We start from the raw sequence: 19,660 nt of genomic DNA, 5'->3' as shown, positions 1-19,660 counted from the left end.
GTTAAAAAATTACAATTTTTAAAATTCTTAACAATGAACAAACTATTCAATACTAAAAATATCTTCAGATTATTAGCTGCTTTATTAATTACGGTTACCGTGGTTACCTCTTGTCAGAGAAACGGTTCTGCAGAAGAAGATGATCTTCCGCAGGAAGAGCTTACCAATATTGTTCTTCTGGTAACAGAAGACGGAACTACAAATACAATTTCGTATGATTACAGTATAGGTGCAGGAGGAACGCCTACTATCCCTCTTAAAGACGGGAAATCCTACACTGTTCAGGCCAAATTCAGAAACGGAAATGAAGATGCTACCCAGGAGATCATTGATGCTAAAAATGAGCACTTTTTGATTTTTGATTTTCCAAAATCTAATATTACTGTAGAAAGAACAGATGGAGGTGACTTAAGAAATGACGGGAAAAGAGTAGGGCTAAGAACGAAGTGGACAGTGGTAAAAGCGGTTGACGGAACAGCTCCATTCTTAAAATTAACCCTTATCCATTCTCCGCAAAGTGTAAATGATGCCAAATCAGGAACAGCATGGGGAAGCGTAGTAGGCGGAGAAACAGACGCTGAAGCAAAATACAACCTAAGTAATTAATTAGGATCATTAATCTTGTTTGTGCCACCGGAAAACTCCGGTGGCTTTTTTATGGCTGGGTATAAAAAAATATAGAAACTCAAAAGAGGTTTTACAGGAATAATGTGGATGTTTTGGAATACGCTTAGTGATATTTAAATATTTGGTTTTCAGTAATATAATTTATTTATGATGAGAAGAGTCAGACATTTTGAACCCTCTTTGTTTACATATCTTTCCCGCTATAGAGATGGTTGAAAATTACATAATCTCTCTTTTAACAATATTTGACGTTATAAGTTGACTTTAGATGAGTGATTTTCATAAAAAATTCATATTTTTGCAACCTAAAATTTTAATCAATAATGAAGGTTACCGCACAAAACCATGATGATGTAAGTGCATTACTTACTGTAACATTGGAGAAATCTGACTACAAAGAAAAAGTAGAAAAGCAATTGATTAATTATGCTAAAAATGCGCAAGTTCCTGGGTTCAGAAAAGGGAAAGTGCCTTTGAGTATGGTTAAAAAACAATATGAAGCAGGTATTGCATTTGAAGAAATCAACAGACAGGTTTCTGATGCTTTGAACAACTATGTTAATGAAAACAAATTAAGATTAGTTGGTCAGCCAATTCCTCAGCCAGTAAACGAATTAGATTACAACGCTGATCAGTTGGAAGTTGCTTTCGAAGTAGGATATGAGCCTGAATTCACGATAGATTTAGCTAAATATGAAGCTCCTCACTATAAAGTAGAAGCTTCTGAAAAAGAAATCAGCAAGAGCATTGAAAACATGCAAAAGCGTTTCGCTGAGCAGGTTCCTCAAGATAAAATCACCAAAGATTCTTATATCGCTTTAGAAGTTTCTCAGGTTGTAGAAGAAGATGCTGAAGGAGAGCACCACCACCACCCAAAAAATGTTACTATAACAGCTGAAAACAAAGAAGCTTTCAAATTAGTAAAAGGGTTAAAAATGGATGGATCTGTAAAAGTGACGAAAGAAACTCTTGCAGGTGACGAAGAACTGGCTAAAGAATTAGGATTCAGCAAAGAAGAAGTTGAGCACCTACACCACAACGAAGTAGAAGTAAAAGTAAAAGACTTCTATTCATTAGATTTGGCTGAACTTAACCAGGATCTTTTCGACAAAGTATACGGAGAAGGAAACATCAAGTCTGAAGACGAGTTGAAAGACAAAGTAAAGACTGAATTGGATGAATATTTCCAGCAAAATGCTGATGTTCACTTTGTGAATAAAGTATTAGAGCAAGTAACGGAGAAGGAAGAAGTAAAACTTCCGGAAACTTTCCTTGTAAAGTGGTTACTATTCTCTAACCAGAATGTTCAGTCTGAAGATCAGGCTAAAGAAATTCTTGAAGCAGAGAAAAGCCAGCTAAGATACCAGATCATTGAAGGTAAATTGATGACTGATAACGAAATCAACCTTGACTACGCTGATGTATTGGCACAAGCTGAGCAATTAGTGAAAAACCAATTGGCTATCTACGGAATCCACCACCTAGGTGATGAGGAAATCCAGAAATATGCTGTTGAAATGCTGAAAGATCAGGAGCAGGTAAGACAAATCTCTTCTGAAGTTGCTATGGCAAAATTAAAAGATGTAATTCTTGAAAAAGCTAGCAAAAAAGAAACTAAAATTTCTCACGACGAATTTTTAGAAGAACTTAAAAAATAATTATACACCGATATAAATATTTGAAACCGTCAGTTTGCTGGCGGTTTTTTTATTTTCATTTTTCTGAAACTAACTGATCTTAAAGACCCGTTTGTCAATTATTAATGACCGGTTATTTACATGTCCGTCAATATTCATATATTTACCCTTTAAACTTATTAATATAATATGAAAAAGATCATCATTCCATTTTTCTGTGCCGTACTATTTTCTGTTCCGGCTGTAGCTCAGAAGAAAGATGCCGCTTCTGTGAAAACGGAGGCCGCAAAATCAAACTTGACACCTAAACAGGTAATTGATAATTATTTTAAAGTTTTAGGAGGAAAAGATAAATTAGATGCTGTAAAATCTGTTATTACAGACAACGTTATCAGCGCTCAGGGGATGGAAATTACCATGACAACAAAAAAGTTAGGTAATAAATTCAAATCCGTACAATCATTGATGGGGCAACAGATGGTTCAGTTATTTGACGGTGAAAAAGGATATTTTGATCAGATGGGAACAAAGACTGATATTCCTGCTGATAAAATTGCTGAATTTAAAAAAGGAAGACCTGTAGATGCATTGGCTTTTGAGGCGGCCACTTTTCAGAATGTGACTGTAGAAAAACTGGATGGGAAAGATTATAATGTGCTTACTTCAGATAAAGGAAAATTCTACTTTGACGCTTCAACGGGGCTTTTATACAAATCTATTGCAGGGGAAGGAAATGTAACGATGAAAAGCTATATGACTGTAGACGGATTGCAGTTCCCTGCTGAAATAGAGGCTGAAGGTGCAGGACAGAAAGTGAATATTAAAACTACTAAAATTGTAATCAATTCAGGAGTTACGGATGCTGATTTCAAATAAGCAGTCATATAACTCTAATAAAATGAAAACCGGATGATTTCCGGTTTTTTTATGACCTTTTATCAAGGTTTAACCATAGTTTAAGGACATAGTCTACAAATAATGTATACTTTTGTAGTGAAAAAGAAAGCATATGAAGAAAAGATTAGTTTCATTGATGTTTGTCAGCTTGATTTCCACAAGTTTTTTCGGACAAAATATCCCGGTAGACCCTTCTGTAAAAATCGGTACCCTTCCCAACGGGATGAAGTATTATATTAAGAAAAATGCGCTTCCTGAAAAGAAGGTCGATTTCCGCCTGGCAATCAATGCCGGTTCCATTCTTGAAGATGAAAATCAAAGAGGGCTTGCCCATTTTATGGAACATATGAACTTTAACGGGACCAAAAACTTTCCGGATAATAAATTAGTAGATTTCCTGCAGTCGATTGGAGTAAAGTTCGGGCAGCATCTTAATGCATACACAGGTTTTGATGAAACGGTTTACATGCTCCCGGTTCCGCTGGACAAACCCGGGAATCTGGATACAGGATTGAAGGTAATGGAAGACTGGGCATTTAATGCTACCCTTTCTGACGAACAGATCAATAAAGAAAGAGGAGTCGTACTGGAAGAGCTGAGATTGGGGCTTGGTCCTGATAAAAGAATGCAGGATAAATATCTTCCCAAACAGCTGTATAAATCTCTGTATGCAGAGAGACTTCCCATTGGTGATAAGAAAGTGCTGGAAAGCTTTACCCCTGATCTGATCAGAAAATTTCATCAGGATTGGTACAGGCCTGACCTGATGGCCATTATCGTTGTAGGAGATATCAATGTAGAAGAGGTTGAAAAGAAAATCCGGGATAATTTCGGGAAGTATAAAAAAGCGGTAAATCGCAAAGAAAGAAAAAGTTTTGATCTTCCCAACCACAAACAAACACTTGTAGCCATAGAAACAGATCCTGATGCCACAAGCTCCGGGGTACAGTTTATGATCAAAGACGAGGAAGCCTACAAACCGGATAGTACTGTTGAGCAATATCAGCAAAGAGTTGTAGAAGGACTTGTGAATATCATGCTGAACAGCAGGTTAGGAGAACTGATCAATTCAACGAATCCACCTTTTACCTATGGCGCTGTATATCACGGTGGAACCTATGCAAGAACAAAGGAAGCATTTCAGGGATCGGCCGTAACCAAAGATGGTGATCAGCTTAATGCACTGAAGATCCTTTTGGAAGAGGTTGAAAGAGCAAAAAGATTCGGATTTACCCCTTCTGAGTTGGATCGGGCGAAATCTCAGGTTCTTTCCTCTTATGAATGGGCCTATAATAACAGAGATAAAAATGAAAGTGGTGCCCTGATCGGTGGGTATGTCGACAACTTTTTGAGACAGGAACCCATTCCCGGAATCAGCTGGGAATATGACCAGATTAAAAAATTTTTACCCACGATAACACTGACGCAAACGAACGCAATTATTGGCAAGCTTGTGAAAGACGACAGCAGAGTAGTAGTCATTACCGGCCCTGCAAAAGATGATATAAAAATGCCGACAGAATCTATGGTTCTGAATACTTTTGAAAATCTGAAAGTGGCAGATCTCAAACCATACGTAGAAAAGGTAAAAGCTGAAACCTTAATAAAACCCTTTGAATCTAAAGGAAAAATCACAAAGACAGAAACAGATGCTAAACTGGGAACAACAACCTGGACGTTAAACAACGGCATAAAAGTTACTTTCAAAAAAACAGACTTTAAAGACGATGAGATTCTATTTGCAGCAGTAAGCTTAGGTGGAAGCTCCATTATTCCGGATGCGGATTACAATAAAACACAGTTTGCCTTTGATGCTTTATTAGAAGCAGGAATTGGTGGCCTTTCAAAAACGGATCTCACTCATTATCTTGCAGGTAAGCAGGTGAGCGCGAGTTCCTACATTAGCGGATTGACAGAAGGGGTGTCGGGAACAAGTTCCAAGAAAGACTTAAAAACAGCTATGGAGCTTATCTATGCTTGTTTTACGGAATTAAATTATAATCCGGAATCATTCAATGCATATAAGACAAAGAAATCTGCGATGCTGACTCATCTGGCTGCTGATCCTGAATATTATTTTTCCAGTGAATATGCAAAGTTTGTCAATCAAAAGAACCCCCGGTTTATCGGTCTTGAACCTACTGAAAAAGACTGGAAGAACACAGACTATAAAAAAGCCTATGAGATCTACAGACAGAAATTTGCCAATGCATCGAACTTCCATTTTTATTTTGTTGGAAATATAGACGAAGGGCAGCTTCAAAATGAAGCCCTTCATTATCTTGCCAATCTTCCTGTTTCAGGGCAGCCTTCTACTTTTAGAGATACAGGGTACAGACCGGTAGAAGGAAATTATACAAAGGTTTACAAAAAAGGCAAAGAACCTAAAAGCCTGGTAAACATCTCTTACAGCGGAGAAACACCATATAACGAAAAAGAAGCATTGGCCCTTTCGGCACTGGGAGAAGTGGCTACCATTAAAATTCTCGAAAAATTGAGAGAAGATGAAAGTAGCATTTATGGCGGCGGAGCAAGTGGCGGCTTGAGCAAAGTTCCGTATGGCACCTATAGTTTTAGTATTAATTTCCCTTGTGGGCCCGAAAATGTTGAAAAATTAATCAAAAGTTCAACGGCTGAACTTCAAAAACTTATTGATAAAGGTCCTGAGCAAAAAGATCTCGACAAATATAAAGAAGGTGAATACAACGAATACAAAACAAGTCTAAAAGACAACGGATTCTGGTTGCAGGGTATTGCTCAGAGTCAGGTAGACGGAAGCGATCCATATGATATTCTGAACTACCAGGATAAAGTAAAGGCACTTACCGTAAAAGACCTGCAGGATGTGGCTAAAAAATACCTTTCCAAAGGTCGTAATGTCGCCGTATTAATGCCGGAAGATGGCTGGGAAAAGACGGATAAAACTGAAGTATTGACAGACAGTAAAGAGCATAAAGGAGCAAAACAATAAAATTGCTGCTCTTTCAAATAAAAACCGCAGAAAACTAATTTTCTGCGGTTTTTATTTGAATCAAATCCTGATAAGATTATGAGCCGTATTCTTTTTTCCATTCCTCGGCTGCTTCGCTGAGTACGTTATAAAAATCTTCTCCGTATTTTCTTGTCAATGGAGTTTTTAAGAATTTATAGACAGGAACCTGAAGCTCTTTTCCCAGAGTACAGGCGTCGCTGCACACATTCCATTCATGATAATTCAAAGCAGTGAATGAAGAATATTCTGTAATACGAATCGGGTAAAGATGGCAGGAAATAGGTTTCTGCCAGTCTACAGCACCGTCTTCGTAGGCTTTTTCAATACCGCATTTCGTAATGCCTTTTTCATCAAAAGTTACATAGGCACATTCGCGATCCTCCACCATAGGAGTAACATACATTCCGTCGTGCGGATCAGTAGTCCATGTTCCCTGTTCTTCAAGGGCTTTGATGCCTTCCTGAGTGAGATAAGGTTTTATTTTGTCAAAAATACTGTCCAATATTTCAAGCTCGTCTTTATCCAACGGAGCTCCCACATCTCCTTCCACACAACATGCACCCTTACACTTGGTAAGGTTGCAAACAAATTCTTCGGAAAAAATTTCCTCAGAAATCAATTTATCGTCTATCTGAATCATAATTTTTTAAAATAAGTCAAAAACTGTACCTGCCTTAAAGGTAAGCAGGCTGATAATAATAAGCCATAAGCTGGCCTCCTGCATCCAATATTTTGGTAAAAATCTCATCATCCTGCTCAGAATAATACTTGAAGGAAATGCTAAGAGGAGCAGATACTCATAGTTGGTATTCATATACATGATAATGGTAACAAGCTGTGCCAGAGAAAAGACCAGCAGGAAAGTGTATTTATACCTGCTTATGGGGCTTTTCTTATTATAGTTTTGAAAATGGTCATATACTGCATAAATTAACATCATGACTACCGGAATCAAAGGAAGTAATTCCGTATAATCAGCCATAGGTCTCATCTTGCCAAAAGGAAAATAATCGATATTCCATGAAGTAAAATGTACGAAATACATGACAGAAAAATAACTGAATGCAATCAGCACAATCCCCAGTAAAAACCTGAAAAGGTTTAATCCTATTTTCGCCGAGGTTGCAATAACATGGATGATAACAAATACAGCCATGGGCCAGGTGGTAGGAAGAAATATAAAATTTAATGCTACAATGGCCCCTACCAAAACATAAGATTTTTTTCTGATATCCTCATCCGCACTGGTCAGAAGAAGGATAAGAAACGAATTGGTAAGCAGAGAAACCGCAATTCCTATATCTAAATTTCCGGGATACAACCCGAAGGCAAAACAAGTATATAAAAATAGAGGAAGGTGAGTTTGATAATTAAGTGCAACACTGTGAAAACAAAAATATCCCAAAGCAATTCCCAGAAAAGTAATTCCGGCAATTATTGCTTCGTAAGTATTGAAATTCAGTATGTTAAATATTATTACTACTAAAAGAAGAAAACCAATATACACAGGAATTGAAAAAATATTGCTTTCTTTTGAAAGTAATTTAAACATTTTTTATAAATTTGTACAAAGTTAATTTAAAAAAGGAAAATAATGACGTCTTTCTTTCTATTCTTAAGCAAAGTTTTCAAATGGAGTTTCGGATTCTTTGATGCTTTTGGAAATGTTTTAAACTGGATTCTATTTATAGTTTGCTGTGTATTATTCACTTACTGGTGCTACGTATTGGTTGTAACATTAGGTGGTGATAAAGATAAAGACTATTATTCTCCAACGGAAGGTAAGCATCCTTACTACGATCCGAATATCTATAAAAAAGAAGGTTAATTAATTGGTTATATAGTAAAAAACCGATCAAATAATTTATTTGATCGGTTTTTTTATTACTAACGATTAAAATTTTCTTTTCTTAGTCGTGGATAGGAAGTACCAAAACCGGAACCGGGGAACTCTTGGTAAGCCCTTTGGTAAGGCTGCCCACAAATACATCATAGATTCCGCTTCTGCCATGAGAACCCATTACAATATAATCTGCATTTTTATCCCTGGCATGTTCCAGAATAATGTCTTTGGCAAGTCCCTGCTTTAACAGATGTTCACAATCGATATCATGAGCAATGATTCTTTGTTCAATTTTGTTGAGCTGAATCAGTTCCTCTCTGATTTCATTGGCTTCCACTTCCGGAAAATATTGAAATCCCATATCACCAATAGCAAATCCTATATCTGATGGTGCTACATGAATGAGGTAAATTCTGCCGTTAAGCTGTTTTGCAAATTTTATGGCACCTTCCACCAATTGGTCTGTCTTGTCCCCAAAATCTACGGGTAATACAATATTTATCATAACCTTTCATTTTGTTACCTAAAGATAGGAAAAATTTACCAGACTTTGGTGTTAAATACTTATAATATTCGGATGTCCAGGATTTTTTCTCCTTCAAGGTCAGCTTCAAGAATATCATTCTCCTCAACTTTTCCAACTCCTTTTGGGGTTCCTGTGAAAATAAGATCACCTACCCTTAATGTAAAATACTGGGAAGCAAAAGCAATAATATCATCAATATTGAATATCATATCCTTTGTGTTTCCATCCTGTACTTTTTCCTTGTTCTTCAGCAGTGAGAAAGACAGATTTTCAAGATTATAATTTTCTTTTTTAAAGAAATTTCCCACTACAGCTGAGCCGTCGAAACCTTTGGCAAGTTCCCAGGGAAGCCCTTTTCCTTTTAGTTCAGACTGAAGATCCCTTGCTGTAAAATCAATTCCCAGGCTTATTTCCTCATAATGTTTATGAGCAGATTCTTTCTGAATGTATTTCCCGCCTTTTGAAATTTTTACCACGACTTCCAGTTCATAATGGATGTCATTTGAGAATTCCGGGATATAAAAATCATTCCCTTTTAAAACAGCCGTATCGGGCTTCATAAAAATAACAGGATTTTCAGGAATTTCGTTTCCTAATTCTTTCGCGTGTTCGCTGTAGTTTCTTCCTATGCAGATTATTTTCATAGTTCGTTATTTATTTTTCAAACTGCATCATTGCCGGGAACGAAGCAATCTTTTTATTACTCTGAATATTTTATTTTCTATTTATTCGTGACTAAAGTCATTTCCACAATAGTAGCATTTGAATTTATGGCTCGTCAAAAAAGATATACCAAAAAAGCTTGTTGCACTGTCATCTCTGTAGATATGGTTAGAGCCGCATTTCGGGCATACAAAATCAAATTCAGGATCTGAAATCGTATGTTCTACTTCAAGAGTGAATTTCTCATTATCATTATAGTCCTGAAGAACTTCTTTTGCCTTTTCCACATCATTCTCAAATACCTGCAGCTGAATGCCGCCTACAGCTTGCGACAGCAACCAATCAGATTGAATAAGCTGTTCATTTGCAATGAAGCTGTTGATGCCGTTTTCAGCCAATATCTGTTTGTCCCTGTTAGCTTCAAGGGCCGTTTCATAAAACTTAAAACGAATCAGGTCTGACATTTTTTAAAATTTACTTGATAATTGAATCTTTGTAAAAATCTTTTTGGTGTATAGAGGGAAATCAGCATTCTGCAGCCATCCGAAATACCCCAGATCTTTCTGAAATATTACTTTTACACACTGTCCTTTGTACTTTCCGAAGTTGAACACCTCTTCAAGTTTTTCGTTATATCCGATAAACCCGGCAAGATCAGCATGCTTATTATGAAAGGTAAATTCACTTAACGGTGCAATTTCATTCGGGATGTCATCATATTTACCCACCTGGGCATCCAGAACTTCAAAAGTAGCCATGACATCAGCTTCAGCAGAGTGTGCATTTTCCAATGTTTTTCCACAATAAAACTGATAAGCAGCTCCTAAGTTTCTGGGCTCTTTTTTATGAAAAATAGTTTGCGCATCCACCAATCTGAATTTACTCAGATCAAAATCCATACCTACCCTTAAAAGCTCTTCAGCCAAAAGGGGAACATCAAACCTGTTCGAATTGAATCCTCCCAGATCAGTGCCTGCAAGCATTTCCATAATTTTAGGAGCGATATCTCTGAAAGTTGGAGCATCTTTTACATCTTGATCATAGATTCCGTGGATGTCACTGCTTTCTTTCGGGATCGGCATTTCAGGATTTACACGCCATGTTTTGCTCTCTCTGGAAGCATCAGGATTTACTTTTAAAATGCAGATTTCAACGATTCTGTCTTTTCCGATATTGGTTCCTGTGGTTTCAAGGTCAAATACGCAAAGAGGTTTATGGAGTTTTAAGTTCATTTTTATAGTAGTAATTTGAAAGTATTAATAATATTATAAAGGATAAACCTGGTTTTCTACTTTATTTTAATTGTTTCTGAAAAACAAGGGAAATCAGGATATAATAAATAACGAGCAAAGGAATCCCAACCAGTTTAAATATTGCCAGAATTGCAATACCACCCAGTAATAATGCTATTTTAGGGTAATTGTCTTTTAATGCTTTGGATTTAAACTTCATGGCAATCATTTTAACAGGACTGATCAGCATAAAGGAAGTGATAAGGGTAAGTAAAAGTAACAGGATTTCACTTTCAAAAAGGAAACTGAAACTTCCGGTTTCTTTAAAAGCATAATACAAACCAAACAGTAAAACCGTATTTGTTGGCGTATTTAAACCTTTGAAATAGTATCTCTGTTCTTCATCAAGATTAAAAATAGCAAGTCGCAAGCACGAGAAGCTGGTAGCAATTAAACCAAGGTATTTTACCTCAAATGGTAAATGAAGTCCCATCAGTTCTGCTCCAAACGGGTCAAGAGCTTTATACATCGTGAGTCCCGGGATCAGTCCGAAACTTACCATATCGGCAAGAGAATCAAGCTGAAGTCCCAGATTTGAATTTGATCGTAAAGCTCTGGCTACAAAACCGTCAAAAAAATCGAAAACGGCGGAGAGAATAAGGCAAATTGCCGTAGTCTGATAGTCTCCGGAAATAAGATGTATTGCTCCTATACAACCTGCAAATAAATTAGCCAGGGTTAAGGCATTGGCCAGATTATTTTTTATAAAATTCATAAGCACAAAATTACAGTTTTTAAAAGTTCTGACTCAAAATAATATGAACTAAAAATGGCATGAAAGTGATTTTGATGTAAATTTGCCCCATGAAATTTTTAAAAGGATTGAGAAAACAGGAAATTCTGGCATTACTGTATAGAATTTTTTTAGCATACTTTTTTTATCAGATCGCAAGACTTTTATTCTGGTACTTTAATAAAGATCTCATAAAAGTTGATTCGATATCAGAATATATAAAGCTTGCCTATCATGGTATCGCTTTCGATACGACCGCAATTTTATATGTCAATTCCCTATTTATCCTGCTTAGTCTTTTACCTTTGATGATCAATACCAGGAAAGGCTTTCAAAAAGTTCTTTTCTGGACTTATTTTTTAACCAACGGGATTGCCTATGCTATGAATTTCGGAGATTTTATTTATTATAAATTCTCACAGTCAAGGCTTACTTCAGCAGTATTTCAGGTAGCAGAGCATGAATCCAATGTTTCTAAAACACTCCTCATTTCTATAGGACAGCACCCATTTGTATTTATTGGGTATATTGTTTTAATGATTCTGTGGGTTTTTCTATATAAAAGAGTCAAAGTTCAGGAGAAAGAACCCGTAAAAATGGTTCATTATTTCCTTTCCTCCATACTTGTTCTATGCCTTGCCGTAGTTTTGGTGGTAGGCGGAATCAGAGGAGATTTCAAACATAGCACAAGGCCTATCAACATGGTGGATGCCACCCGTTTTGTAACGAATCCGCTTCAGGGGAATATTGTTCTCAACAGCACTTTTTCGTTTTTCAGAACCTTAAATACTAATAATTTTAAAGAGGTACATTTTGTAGACGAAAAATATATTGAAGATAATGTGCAGCCTTACAAACTGTATGAAAGAAAAGTAGAAAACCGTCCCAACATCGTTATTTTTATTGTAGAATCTTTCGGAAGAGAATATTCCGGAGCCTTTAATAAAGATAAAAATATAAAAGACTATGTTTCCTACACGCCTTTTATGGACAGTCTGGCGGGGCAAAGCCTTATTTTTCCCAATGCATTTGCCAACGGGAGACAGTCTATTCACGGGATGAGCAGTGTACTGGCAGGAATTCCGAGCCTTACAGATGCTTTCACAGGTTCACCTTATTCTAATCAGAAAATACAATCTATCGTTTCAGTTTGTAACGACCTGGGCTATGATACATCTTTTTATCATGGGGCCCCAAATGGATCTATGGGATTTCTAGGATTTGGTAATATTCTAGGATTTAAACATTATTTCGGGAAGACAGAATACAATCATGATGAAGATTTTGACGGGATGTGGGCCATATGGGATGAGCCTTTCCTTCAGTATTTTGCCAGAAATGTAGGAAAGTCCCAGCCTTTTATGACCACAGTATTTACGGCTTCATCCCATCACCCTTTTAAAATTCCTGAAAAATATAACGGTAAATTTAAAAAAGGAAAGATAGAAATGCATGAGCCGATACAGTATACCGATTATGCCATTAAAAAGTATTTTGAAACGGCTAAAAAACAGCCTTGGTTCCACAATACTATCTTTGTATTTACAGGAGACCACACCAATCAGATTTATTATTCTGAATATGAAAAGGCAATGAACAGGTTTGCCGTTCCGTTAATATTCTATTCCCCGAATCCTGAATATCAGCTTAAAGGAGTGAATGAGCAAACTGCACAGCAGACAGATATTTATCCTACCTTGGCAGACCTTATCGGATACAATAAACCTATAAGAAGCTGGGGGAAAAGCCTGGTAAGTGACAAAAACTACACTTCCATCGTGGTTAACTCCGACGGGAGTACCGAACAATTTATCATCGGAAATTATATCTATCGTTTTGACGGAAAAGATATTATAGGAGTCTATGAAAAATCAGACCTCGGACTTGAAAAGAATCTGATCAGCCAACTTAAAACCCCTGAAGTGGAAAAAGGGAAGCAAACCGCAAAAGCCTGGTATCAGGATTATATGAGCAGGGTAATTAACAGAAAATTGAATTAAAAACTCTTTGATGTACCCCAAGCCGGCGATTATGTTTGTTATTTTCACCACTTTATGCTTCGTATAATAAAAGTTTTTGTTTGTTGAAAATTAATTTATATTTTTATCAATACGTAGATAAGAATATTGAATTAAAATTAAAACTATAAGAAATATGAAAAAAATGTTGTTAACATTCGCGCTTTCGATGTTTGGTGTGCTTACATTTGCACAGATAGAAGGTAAGTGGAAAACGATAGATGACGAAACAAAACAGGCTAAATCTATTGTAGAGATATTTAAAAAATCAGATGGAAAATATTACGGTAAAGTTTCCCAGTTATTGATAAAACCTGCCGATCCAAACTGTACAGCCTGTAAAGACGACAGAAAAGGAAAACCTATTCTGGGCCTGGAAATCATCAGAGGACTCAAAAAGGATGGTGATGAGTTTACAGGTGGAAGCATTACAGATCCTAAAACAGGGAAAACCTATAAATGTACCATTACAAAAAGCGGAGATAAGCTGAACGTAAGAGGTTACCTTGGATTATCTTTACTTGGAAGAACCCAGGTTTGGGAAAAAGCTAATTAATATAAGTTTAAATAGAATTTTAAGACAACATTTCAGAAATGAAATGTTGTTTTTTTTAATGCCTGTTATGAAAATTCAATCTCTTATGATTAGGAGGTAAGCAGTAAAATTTATTTTTAATAGGCCTCGTCCGTCGGTAACTTCCTTATTTTATAAAATATTCTTTCCTGAATTATTATGGTTATTGAAGCCCTTCATTCAAATGAGATGCCTTTTTTATGATATGTATAATAAAAAAACACTATTTTTGTAGTCTAAATTTTTCAAGAAAATATGGCAGAATATACTTTTCGTGAGGTAATTGCACAGGCAATGAGCGAGGAAATGCGTAAAGACGAATCCATCTATCTGATGGGGGAGGAAGTTGCAGAATATAATGGTGCATATAAAGCTTCAAAAGGAATGCTGGATGAATTTGGTCCAAAAAGAGTGATCGATACACCGATTGCAGAACTTGGATTTACAGGAATCTCTGTAGGAGCTGCAATGAATGGGAACAGACCTATCGTAGAATTTATGACATTCAATTTCTCTTTGGTAGGAATTGATCAGATTATCAATAATGCGGCAAAGATCCGTCAGATGAGTGGTGGACAGTGGAACTGCCCGATCGTTTTCCGTGGGCCTACGGCTTCTGCAGGACAGTTAGGAGCTACCCACTCTCAGGCTTTTGAAGGTTGGTTTGCCAACTGCCCGGGACTTAAAGTGGTAGTGCCTTCTAACCCATATGATGCAAAAGGATTGCTGAAAACTGCAATTCAGGATAACGATCCTGTGATCTTTATGGAATCTGAGCAGATGTATGGAGATAAAATGGAAATTCCTGAGGAAGAATACTACCTACCAATAGGCAAAGCTGATATCAAGAGAGAAGGTAAAGATGTTACCCTGGTTTCTTTTGGTAAAATCATGAAATTGGCATTGCAAGCTGCCGAAGATATGGAAAAAGAAGGAATATCTGTGGAGGTAATTGACCTTAGAACAGTTCGTCCTTTAGATTTCGATACAATTTTAGCATCTGTAAAGAAAACAAATAGATTGGTTATTTTAGAAGAAGCATGGCCATTTGGTTCAATATCTTCAGAAATTACGTATATGGTACAGCAAAAAGCATTCGATTATTTAGATGCTCCGATCAAGAGAATTACTACTCCTGATGCACCTGCTCCATATTCAGCTGCATTATTCGCAGAATGGTTCCCGAAGCTTGAAAAAGTAAAAGAGGAAATTAAAAAAGCAATGTACGTTAAGTAACCATCATAGAGAAAAACTTCCGAAAGGAAGTTTTTTCATTTATTATATTCATGAAGAAAAGTTCTTGACGTCATAAAATTAATATAAATTTGCGCCTTTAAAATAAATTAAGCTGATATGGCAGAAGTTACAGAAGATGGCTACCACTTCGACATCAAGAAACTTTCCTTTATTGGAGTTTTAGTGTCTCTAGGAATTGTTTTTGGAGATATTGGTACCTCTCCGCTTTACGTAATGAAAGCAATTGTGAATGCAAGATCCCAAGGGAGCAATATGCCATTCAACGAATACATTGAGGGAGCCCTTTCTTGTATTATTTGGACCCTTACCCTGCAGACTACAATCAAATATGTGATTATTGCTTTAAGAGCAGATAACAAAGGGGAAGGAGGTATTCTTGCCTTATTTTCTTTGGTAAGAAATCTTAAAAAAGGCTGGTTGTACCTTATAGCAATCATTGGTGCTGCAGCCCTTATTGCAGACGGTGTCATTACGCCATCGCTTACCGTTATGTCAGCTATTGAAGGTCTTGAAATTTATAATCCACATACTCCTGTTGTACCTATTACTATCGGGATCCTGATTGCCATTTTTGTGGTACAGCAATTCGGAACCAGCTTTATCGGGAAGTTTTTTGGTCCTGTAATGGTAGTTTGGTTTCTTGTATTAGGAGGTCTGGGAGTAATGCATTTAAGCGAAAATTTTGAGATTTTAAGATCTTTCAATCCTTACTACGCTTATAAACTCATTGTCAACTCTCCAAGTGCAATTGTAATCCTTGGAGCTGTTTTCCTTTGTACAACCGGAGCAGAAGCACTATATTCGGATCTGGGACACTGCGGAGCCAAAAATATCAGGGTAAGCTGGGCATTCGTTAAGATTATGCTTATTCTTAACTATCTTGGGCAGGGAGCATGGCTTCTGACCAATTATGACAAGCCTGGATTCTCTGTAGTAAACCCGTTCTTTGGAATCATGGAAGAATGGATGATCATCCCGGGAGTAATTTTGGCAACAGCTGCTGCAATTATTGCCAGCCAGGCATTGATTACAGGTTCATTCACCATATTCTCAGAAGCCATGTCTCTTAACCTTTGGCCAAATCAAAAAATTGATTACCCTTCGGGAGTAAAAGGGCAGATGTATATCCCAAGAATCAACTGGGGACTTCTTATCCTGTGTATCATTGTGGTTCTTCATTTCAGGGAATCAGGGAAAATGGAAGCTGCCTACGGACTTTCCATCACAGTAACAATGCTGATGACGACGGTCCTGTTGGTTTTCTGGCTACTGAAACACAGAGTAAGCAAAGTATTGATTCTGGTTTTTGCAATGGTTTATATGGCTATCGAATTAGGCTTCTTCAGTGCCAACATTATCAAATTCATGGAAGGTGGATGGATTACAGTTGTATTAGCTGGTTCTATCGGAGTTTCCATGTATGCATGGTACAACGGAAGACTGATCAAAACCAGATTTATCCAGTTTGTGAAAATAGAAAAATACGTATCTATTCTTAAAGATATGAAACTGGATGAGTCTATTCCAAAATATGCCACCAACTTAGCCTACCTAAGCCGTGCTAAAAGAAATGATGAAGTAGAATCAAAAATTATTTACTCTATCATCAAAAAGCAGCCAAAAAGAGCAGATCATTATTTCATCCTGAGCATAGTCAATCAGGAAGATCCCTATACTTTTAAATACACTGTGGATGAAATACTTCCCGGAACAGTATATAAAATTAACTTCCTATTAGGGTTCAAAGTAGACAGAAGAATCAACGATTATTTCAATATGGTTCTGAAGGATCTAATGGCAGACGAAACCATTCCTTCAAGAAGCAGTCACCCGTCTTTGAGAGCCCATAACATACCGCCGGATCTTAAATATGTGATCATAGATAACACCTATATCAACGATATACTTTTAACTGTTAAACAGAAGATTACCCTTAATATTTACAACTTTGTGAAGTATATCGGAAGTGACGACTTTAAGGCATGGGGAGTGTCTTCACACAACGTTGAGGTAGAATCTGCACCCATCACAGAATTGACGGTTTACGACAATAAGATTGAACAATCCGGATACTTCCGTCACAATTCTTAAGTCACAAGGCTTTAAACAATACTATCTATTTAAATAAAAATCGATAAATTTGTAGATAATTTTTTTAATGGATACAGTACAAAAAGAAAAAAATATAGCTTTGATCAAGGATGTTTTAAGGAACTACCTTTTAGAAAAAGGGTTCAGAAACACACCTGAGAGATACACAATATTGGAAGAAATTTATAATATGGATCATCACTTTAATGTGGATGATCTGTATCTTCTGATGATGCAGAAAAAATATCACGTTTCCAAAGCTACGATTTATAACACTATTGAGATTTTCCTTGACGCAGGACTAATCCGTAAACATCAGTTCGGAGAAAAGACATTAACCTCTTCATCTTATGAGAAGTCTTATTTTGATAAACAGCATGACCATTTGGTGATCTACAAAAAAGATTCTGATAAAGAAATTGAAGAAATTATTGAATTCTGTGACCCAAGAATCCAAGGAATCAAAGAAGCCATCGAAGAAGCTTTTGGCGTAAAAATTGATTCTCATTCGCTATATTTCTATGGCACTAAGAATGACTAATTAATGAGAATAATCCTTTTTCTGTTTATCTTTATTTCTACGCTCAGTGTTGCGCAGGATAAAACTCCAGTGAAGAGAGATCCTTATTTGCGGGCTCCTTCTCCGGCAAAACCGCAACCGCAAAAACCTGAGGATAAAATAAAGATCATCCATGCGGATAAAATCATAAAAGACCCTGCAAAATATGAGGGTAATCAATACTTTACAGGAAATGTTCAGATAGAACATCAGGGATCTGTTCTTACAGCTGATGAGGTGGTCTTGTACAACGAAGAGAACTTTGTAAAGGCCATGGGGAATACAAGGCTTCAGAACGCTGACGGCTCGGTAATTACCGCAGGAGAAATGGAATACGACGGAAACACCCAAAAAGGTGTAGCCCGGAAAAACGTTGTCCTTACCGATCCCAAACAAACCATAAAAACAGATATTCTGTACTACGACAGGCTTGCCAATCAGGCCTACTTCAATACCGGCGGAACAATCTCTGACAGCCAGGGAAATGTGATGTATACAAAGTCTGCAACGTATTTTCTGGATACAAAGATGATCGACTTTGTAGGAAATGTAAAGATCGATAATGCTCAATACATTATTGAGGGCGTAAATATCAAACAGAACCAGAATACCAAAGTGGCTGAATTTTTCGGGCCCACTACCATTACCAACAGAGCCAATCCCAAAAACAGAGTGTACACTGAAAGAGGTACTTATCGAATGGAAACGAAGGAAGCTTTCCTTAATAAGAATTCCAAGATCTTTTATAACGATAAGATCCTTACCGGTGATGATATGTATTTTAATCAGCTTACAGGATTCGGAAAAGCTACGGGTAATGTAACATTGGATGATCCTAAGGAAAGAAGATATATAAAAGGAGGATACGGTGAGATTTTTGAGAAGAAAGATTCTGCGATGATGACCAAAAATCCCTATGCGGTAAAAGCAATGGAGAAAGATTCCGTGTATTTTGCCGCAGAAAAAATAATCTCTTATCAAAAACCGGATTCACTTGACATTAAAATAAAGAAAAGCTTTTTACGGGCTTATAAAAAAGCCAGGGTCTACAAATCAAATGCCCAGGGTAGAGCAGATTCCATCACCTTTAACGAAACGGACGGTATTATGCATATGTATACAAAGCCGATTTTATGGAGTGGAGAGAAACAGGTGACCGGTGATAAAGTAGAAGCTTATTTTAATACTGAAAACGAAAATATAGACTCTCTGAGGGTAATTGGAAATGCCTTTGCCATCAGTAAAGTTGATTCTCTTAACCTGAAAGATGAATTCAATCAGGTGAAAGGAAAATTAATGACAGTCTACTATGAAAAGAATGACATTAAAGAAGCAAAAGTTATAGGCAATGCCCAATCTATCGTTTACGTAGATGATACGGATCAGGAGACTAAAAAACCGGAAAGAATTGGAATTACCTTGTCAACCTGCGGTATTATCGGAGCACTATTTGAAGAAAAAGCCTTACAGATTATCTCCTGTAGTATTGGTGCCAACTCAGATACCTATCCGATGAGTAAAATAGAACCATCAAAAAGGAAGTTTCCGGATTTTAACTGGAATACCAAAGATCGGATCAGGAAATGGCAGGATATTCTGGTTGACAGCCCCAACAATGAAGAAATACAGTATATCTCTGATAACGAATTATTCGATAAGGCGCAGAAAGCGATAGATGACGAAAAGGCTAAAGAGGAAGCCAAAAAACCAAAAAGAACCAGAAAATAATATAGATAAAAAACCGCCGGAAAGGCGGTTTTTTTATGCAGTTTCCGGAGTAAGTGAAACTATTGGTTATACGATTACCAATGATAATTATATGACTGTAGAAAAGGTGCTATAAAGTAAGTTTGTTATTAAACGAATCACTCTTATCCCTATGGTAAGAGTGATTTTTATTGTAACTAAAAATTTCGGCGTTTGATGAATCTTTTATAGCTTTGCTGAAATT

At 36.7% G+C, this 19,660-nt stretch carries 18 protein-coding genes; 11 read left to right on the top strand and 7 right to left on the bottom strand.

The features are described 5' to 3' along the window. Window positions 1-33: 33 nt before the first annotated feature. The 4 genes from M030_RS0117625 (at window position 34) to M030_RS0117610 (ending at window position 6,132) form a co-directional block, all read left to right on the top strand. Window positions 34-606, top strand: a complete 573-nt coding sequence (locus M030_RS0117625; protein ID WP_027374709.1) for a hypothetical protein — start codon at window positions 34-36, stop codon at window positions 604-606. Between the two features lie 344 nt (window positions 607-950). Then, window positions 951-2,285: a trigger factor gene (locus M030_RS0117620; RefSeq protein WP_027374708.1), complete on the top strand. Its 1,335-nt coding sequence runs from the start codon at window positions 951-953 to the stop codon at window positions 2,283-2,285. A 168-nt stretch (window positions 2,286-2,453) separates the two neighbouring features. Further along, the gene (locus M030_RS0117615; RefSeq protein ID WP_027374707.1) at window positions 2,454-3,140 is read left to right on the top strand and encodes a hypothetical protein; all 687 of its coding nucleotides are present in this window, start codon (window positions 2,454-2,456) and stop codon (window positions 3,138-3,140) included. Window positions 3,141-3,273: 133 nt separating this feature from the next. After that, a complete protein-coding gene (locus tag M030_RS0117610; protein ID WP_027374706.1) occupies window positions 3,274-6,132 on the top strand; it encodes a M16 family metallopeptidase in 2,859 nt (952 codons plus the stop codon). A 76-nt stretch (window positions 6,133-6,208) separates the two neighbouring features. On the opposite strand, the gene M030_RS0117605 is transcribed toward M030_RS0117610, so the two are convergent. Both M030_RS0117605 and M030_RS0117600 read right to left on the bottom strand, forming a co-directional pair. Next, a complete protein-coding gene (locus M030_RS0117605) occupies window positions 6,209-6,793 on the bottom strand; it encodes a DUF3109 family protein (RefSeq protein ID WP_027374705.1) in 585 nt (194 codons plus the stop codon). A 6-nt stretch (window positions 6,794-6,799) separates the two neighbouring features. After that, complete coding sequence (locus tag M030_RS0117600) at window positions 6,800-7,705, bottom strand: DUF6427 family protein (protein ID WP_027374704.1); 906 nt, start codon at window positions 7,703-7,705, stop codon at window positions 6,800-6,802. Between the two features lie 42 nt (window positions 7,706-7,747). Here M030_RS0117600 and M030_RS0117595 point away from each other — a divergent pair, with 42 nt between their 5' ends. Beyond that, window positions 7,748-7,981 (top strand): DUF6341 family protein, encoded by a 234-nt coding sequence (locus M030_RS0117595; protein WP_002976854.1) that lies wholly within the window; start codon window positions 7,748-7,750, stop codon window positions 7,979-7,981. An 82-nt stretch (window positions 7,982-8,063) separates the two neighbouring features. Here M030_RS0117595 and M030_RS0117590 read toward each other — a convergent pair whose 3' ends face one another. From M030_RS0117590 to M030_RS0117570, 5 genes are all read right to left on the bottom strand, one after another. Beyond that, window positions 8,064-8,501 (bottom strand): universal stress protein, encoded by a 438-nt coding sequence (locus tag M030_RS0117590; RefSeq protein WP_027374703.1) that lies wholly within the window; start codon window positions 8,499-8,501, stop codon window positions 8,064-8,066. A gap of 59 nt (window positions 8,502-8,560) precedes the next feature. After that, the gene (locus M030_RS0117585; RefSeq protein WP_027374702.1) at window positions 8,561-9,166 is read right to left on the bottom strand and encodes a fumarylacetoacetate hydrolase family protein; all 606 of its coding nucleotides are present in this window, start codon (window positions 9,164-9,166) and stop codon (window positions 8,561-8,563) included. A gap of 81 nt (window positions 9,167-9,247) precedes the next feature. After that, window positions 9,248-9,649: a putative signal transducing protein gene (locus tag M030_RS0117580; RefSeq protein ID WP_027374701.1), complete on the bottom strand. Its 402-nt coding sequence runs from the start codon at window positions 9,647-9,649 to the stop codon at window positions 9,248-9,250. A 3-nt stretch (window positions 9,650-9,652) separates the two neighbouring features. Further along, complete coding sequence (locus M030_RS0117575) at window positions 9,653-10,417, bottom strand: 3'-5' exonuclease (protein ID WP_027374700.1); 765 nt, start codon at window positions 10,415-10,417, stop codon at window positions 9,653-9,655. 61 nt (window positions 10,418-10,478) lie between these two features. Next, window positions 10,479-11,192: a CDP-alcohol phosphatidyltransferase family protein gene (locus M030_RS0117570; protein ID WP_027374699.1), complete on the bottom strand. Its 714-nt coding sequence runs from the start codon at window positions 11,190-11,192 to the stop codon at window positions 10,479-10,481. A gap of 89 nt (window positions 11,193-11,281) precedes the next feature. Between M030_RS0117570 and M030_RS0117565 the strand changes: the two genes are divergently transcribed. The 6 genes from M030_RS0117565 to M030_RS0117540 all read left to right on the top strand — a co-directional run bounded on the left by M030_RS0117565 (window position 11,282) and on the right by M030_RS0117540 (window position 19,437). Next, the gene (locus M030_RS0117565; RefSeq protein ID WP_027374698.1) at window positions 11,282-13,210 is read left to right on the top strand and encodes an LTA synthase family protein; all 1,929 of its coding nucleotides are present in this window, start codon (window positions 11,282-11,284) and stop codon (window positions 13,208-13,210) included. Between the two features lie 154 nt (window positions 13,211-13,364). Beyond that, on the top strand, window positions 13,365-13,784 hold the full coding sequence (locus M030_RS0117560; RefSeq protein WP_027374697.1) for a DUF2147 domain-containing protein: 420 nt from the start codon (window positions 13,365-13,367) through the stop codon (window positions 13,782-13,784). A gap of 273 nt (window positions 13,785-14,057) precedes the next feature. Then, window positions 14,058-15,038: a pyruvate dehydrogenase complex E1 component subunit beta gene (locus tag M030_RS0117555; protein WP_027374696.1), complete on the top strand. Its 981-nt coding sequence runs from the start codon at window positions 14,058-14,060 to the stop codon at window positions 15,036-15,038. Between the two features lie 117 nt (window positions 15,039-15,155). Further along, window positions 15,156-17,150: a KUP/HAK/KT family potassium transporter gene (locus tag M030_RS0117550; protein WP_027374695.1), complete on the top strand. Its 1,995-nt coding sequence runs from the start codon at window positions 15,156-15,158 to the stop codon at window positions 17,148-17,150. 67 nt (window positions 17,151-17,217) lie between these two features. After that, window positions 17,218-17,691, top strand: coding sequence for a Fur family transcriptional regulator (locus M030_RS0117545; RefSeq protein ID WP_027374694.1), 474 nt, complete (start codon window positions 17,218-17,220; stop codon window positions 17,689-17,691). 3 nt (window positions 17,692-17,694) lie between these two features. Continuing rightward, the gene (locus tag M030_RS0117540; RefSeq protein WP_027374693.1) at window positions 17,695-19,437 is read left to right on the top strand and encodes an OstA-like protein; all 1,743 of its coding nucleotides are present in this window, start codon (window positions 17,695-17,697) and stop codon (window positions 19,435-19,437) included. Window positions 19,438-19,660: the final 223 nt, after the last annotated feature.

This window comes from Chryseobacterium sp. UNC8MFCol (genome assembly GCF_000482305.1).
Classification (GTDB): Bacteria; Bacteroidota; Bacteroidia; order Flavobacteriales; family Weeksellaceae; genus Chryseobacterium; species Chryseobacterium indologenes.
Note: the sequence above shows the minus strand (reverse complement) of the source record. Positions and strands in the feature narration are given on the sequence as shown.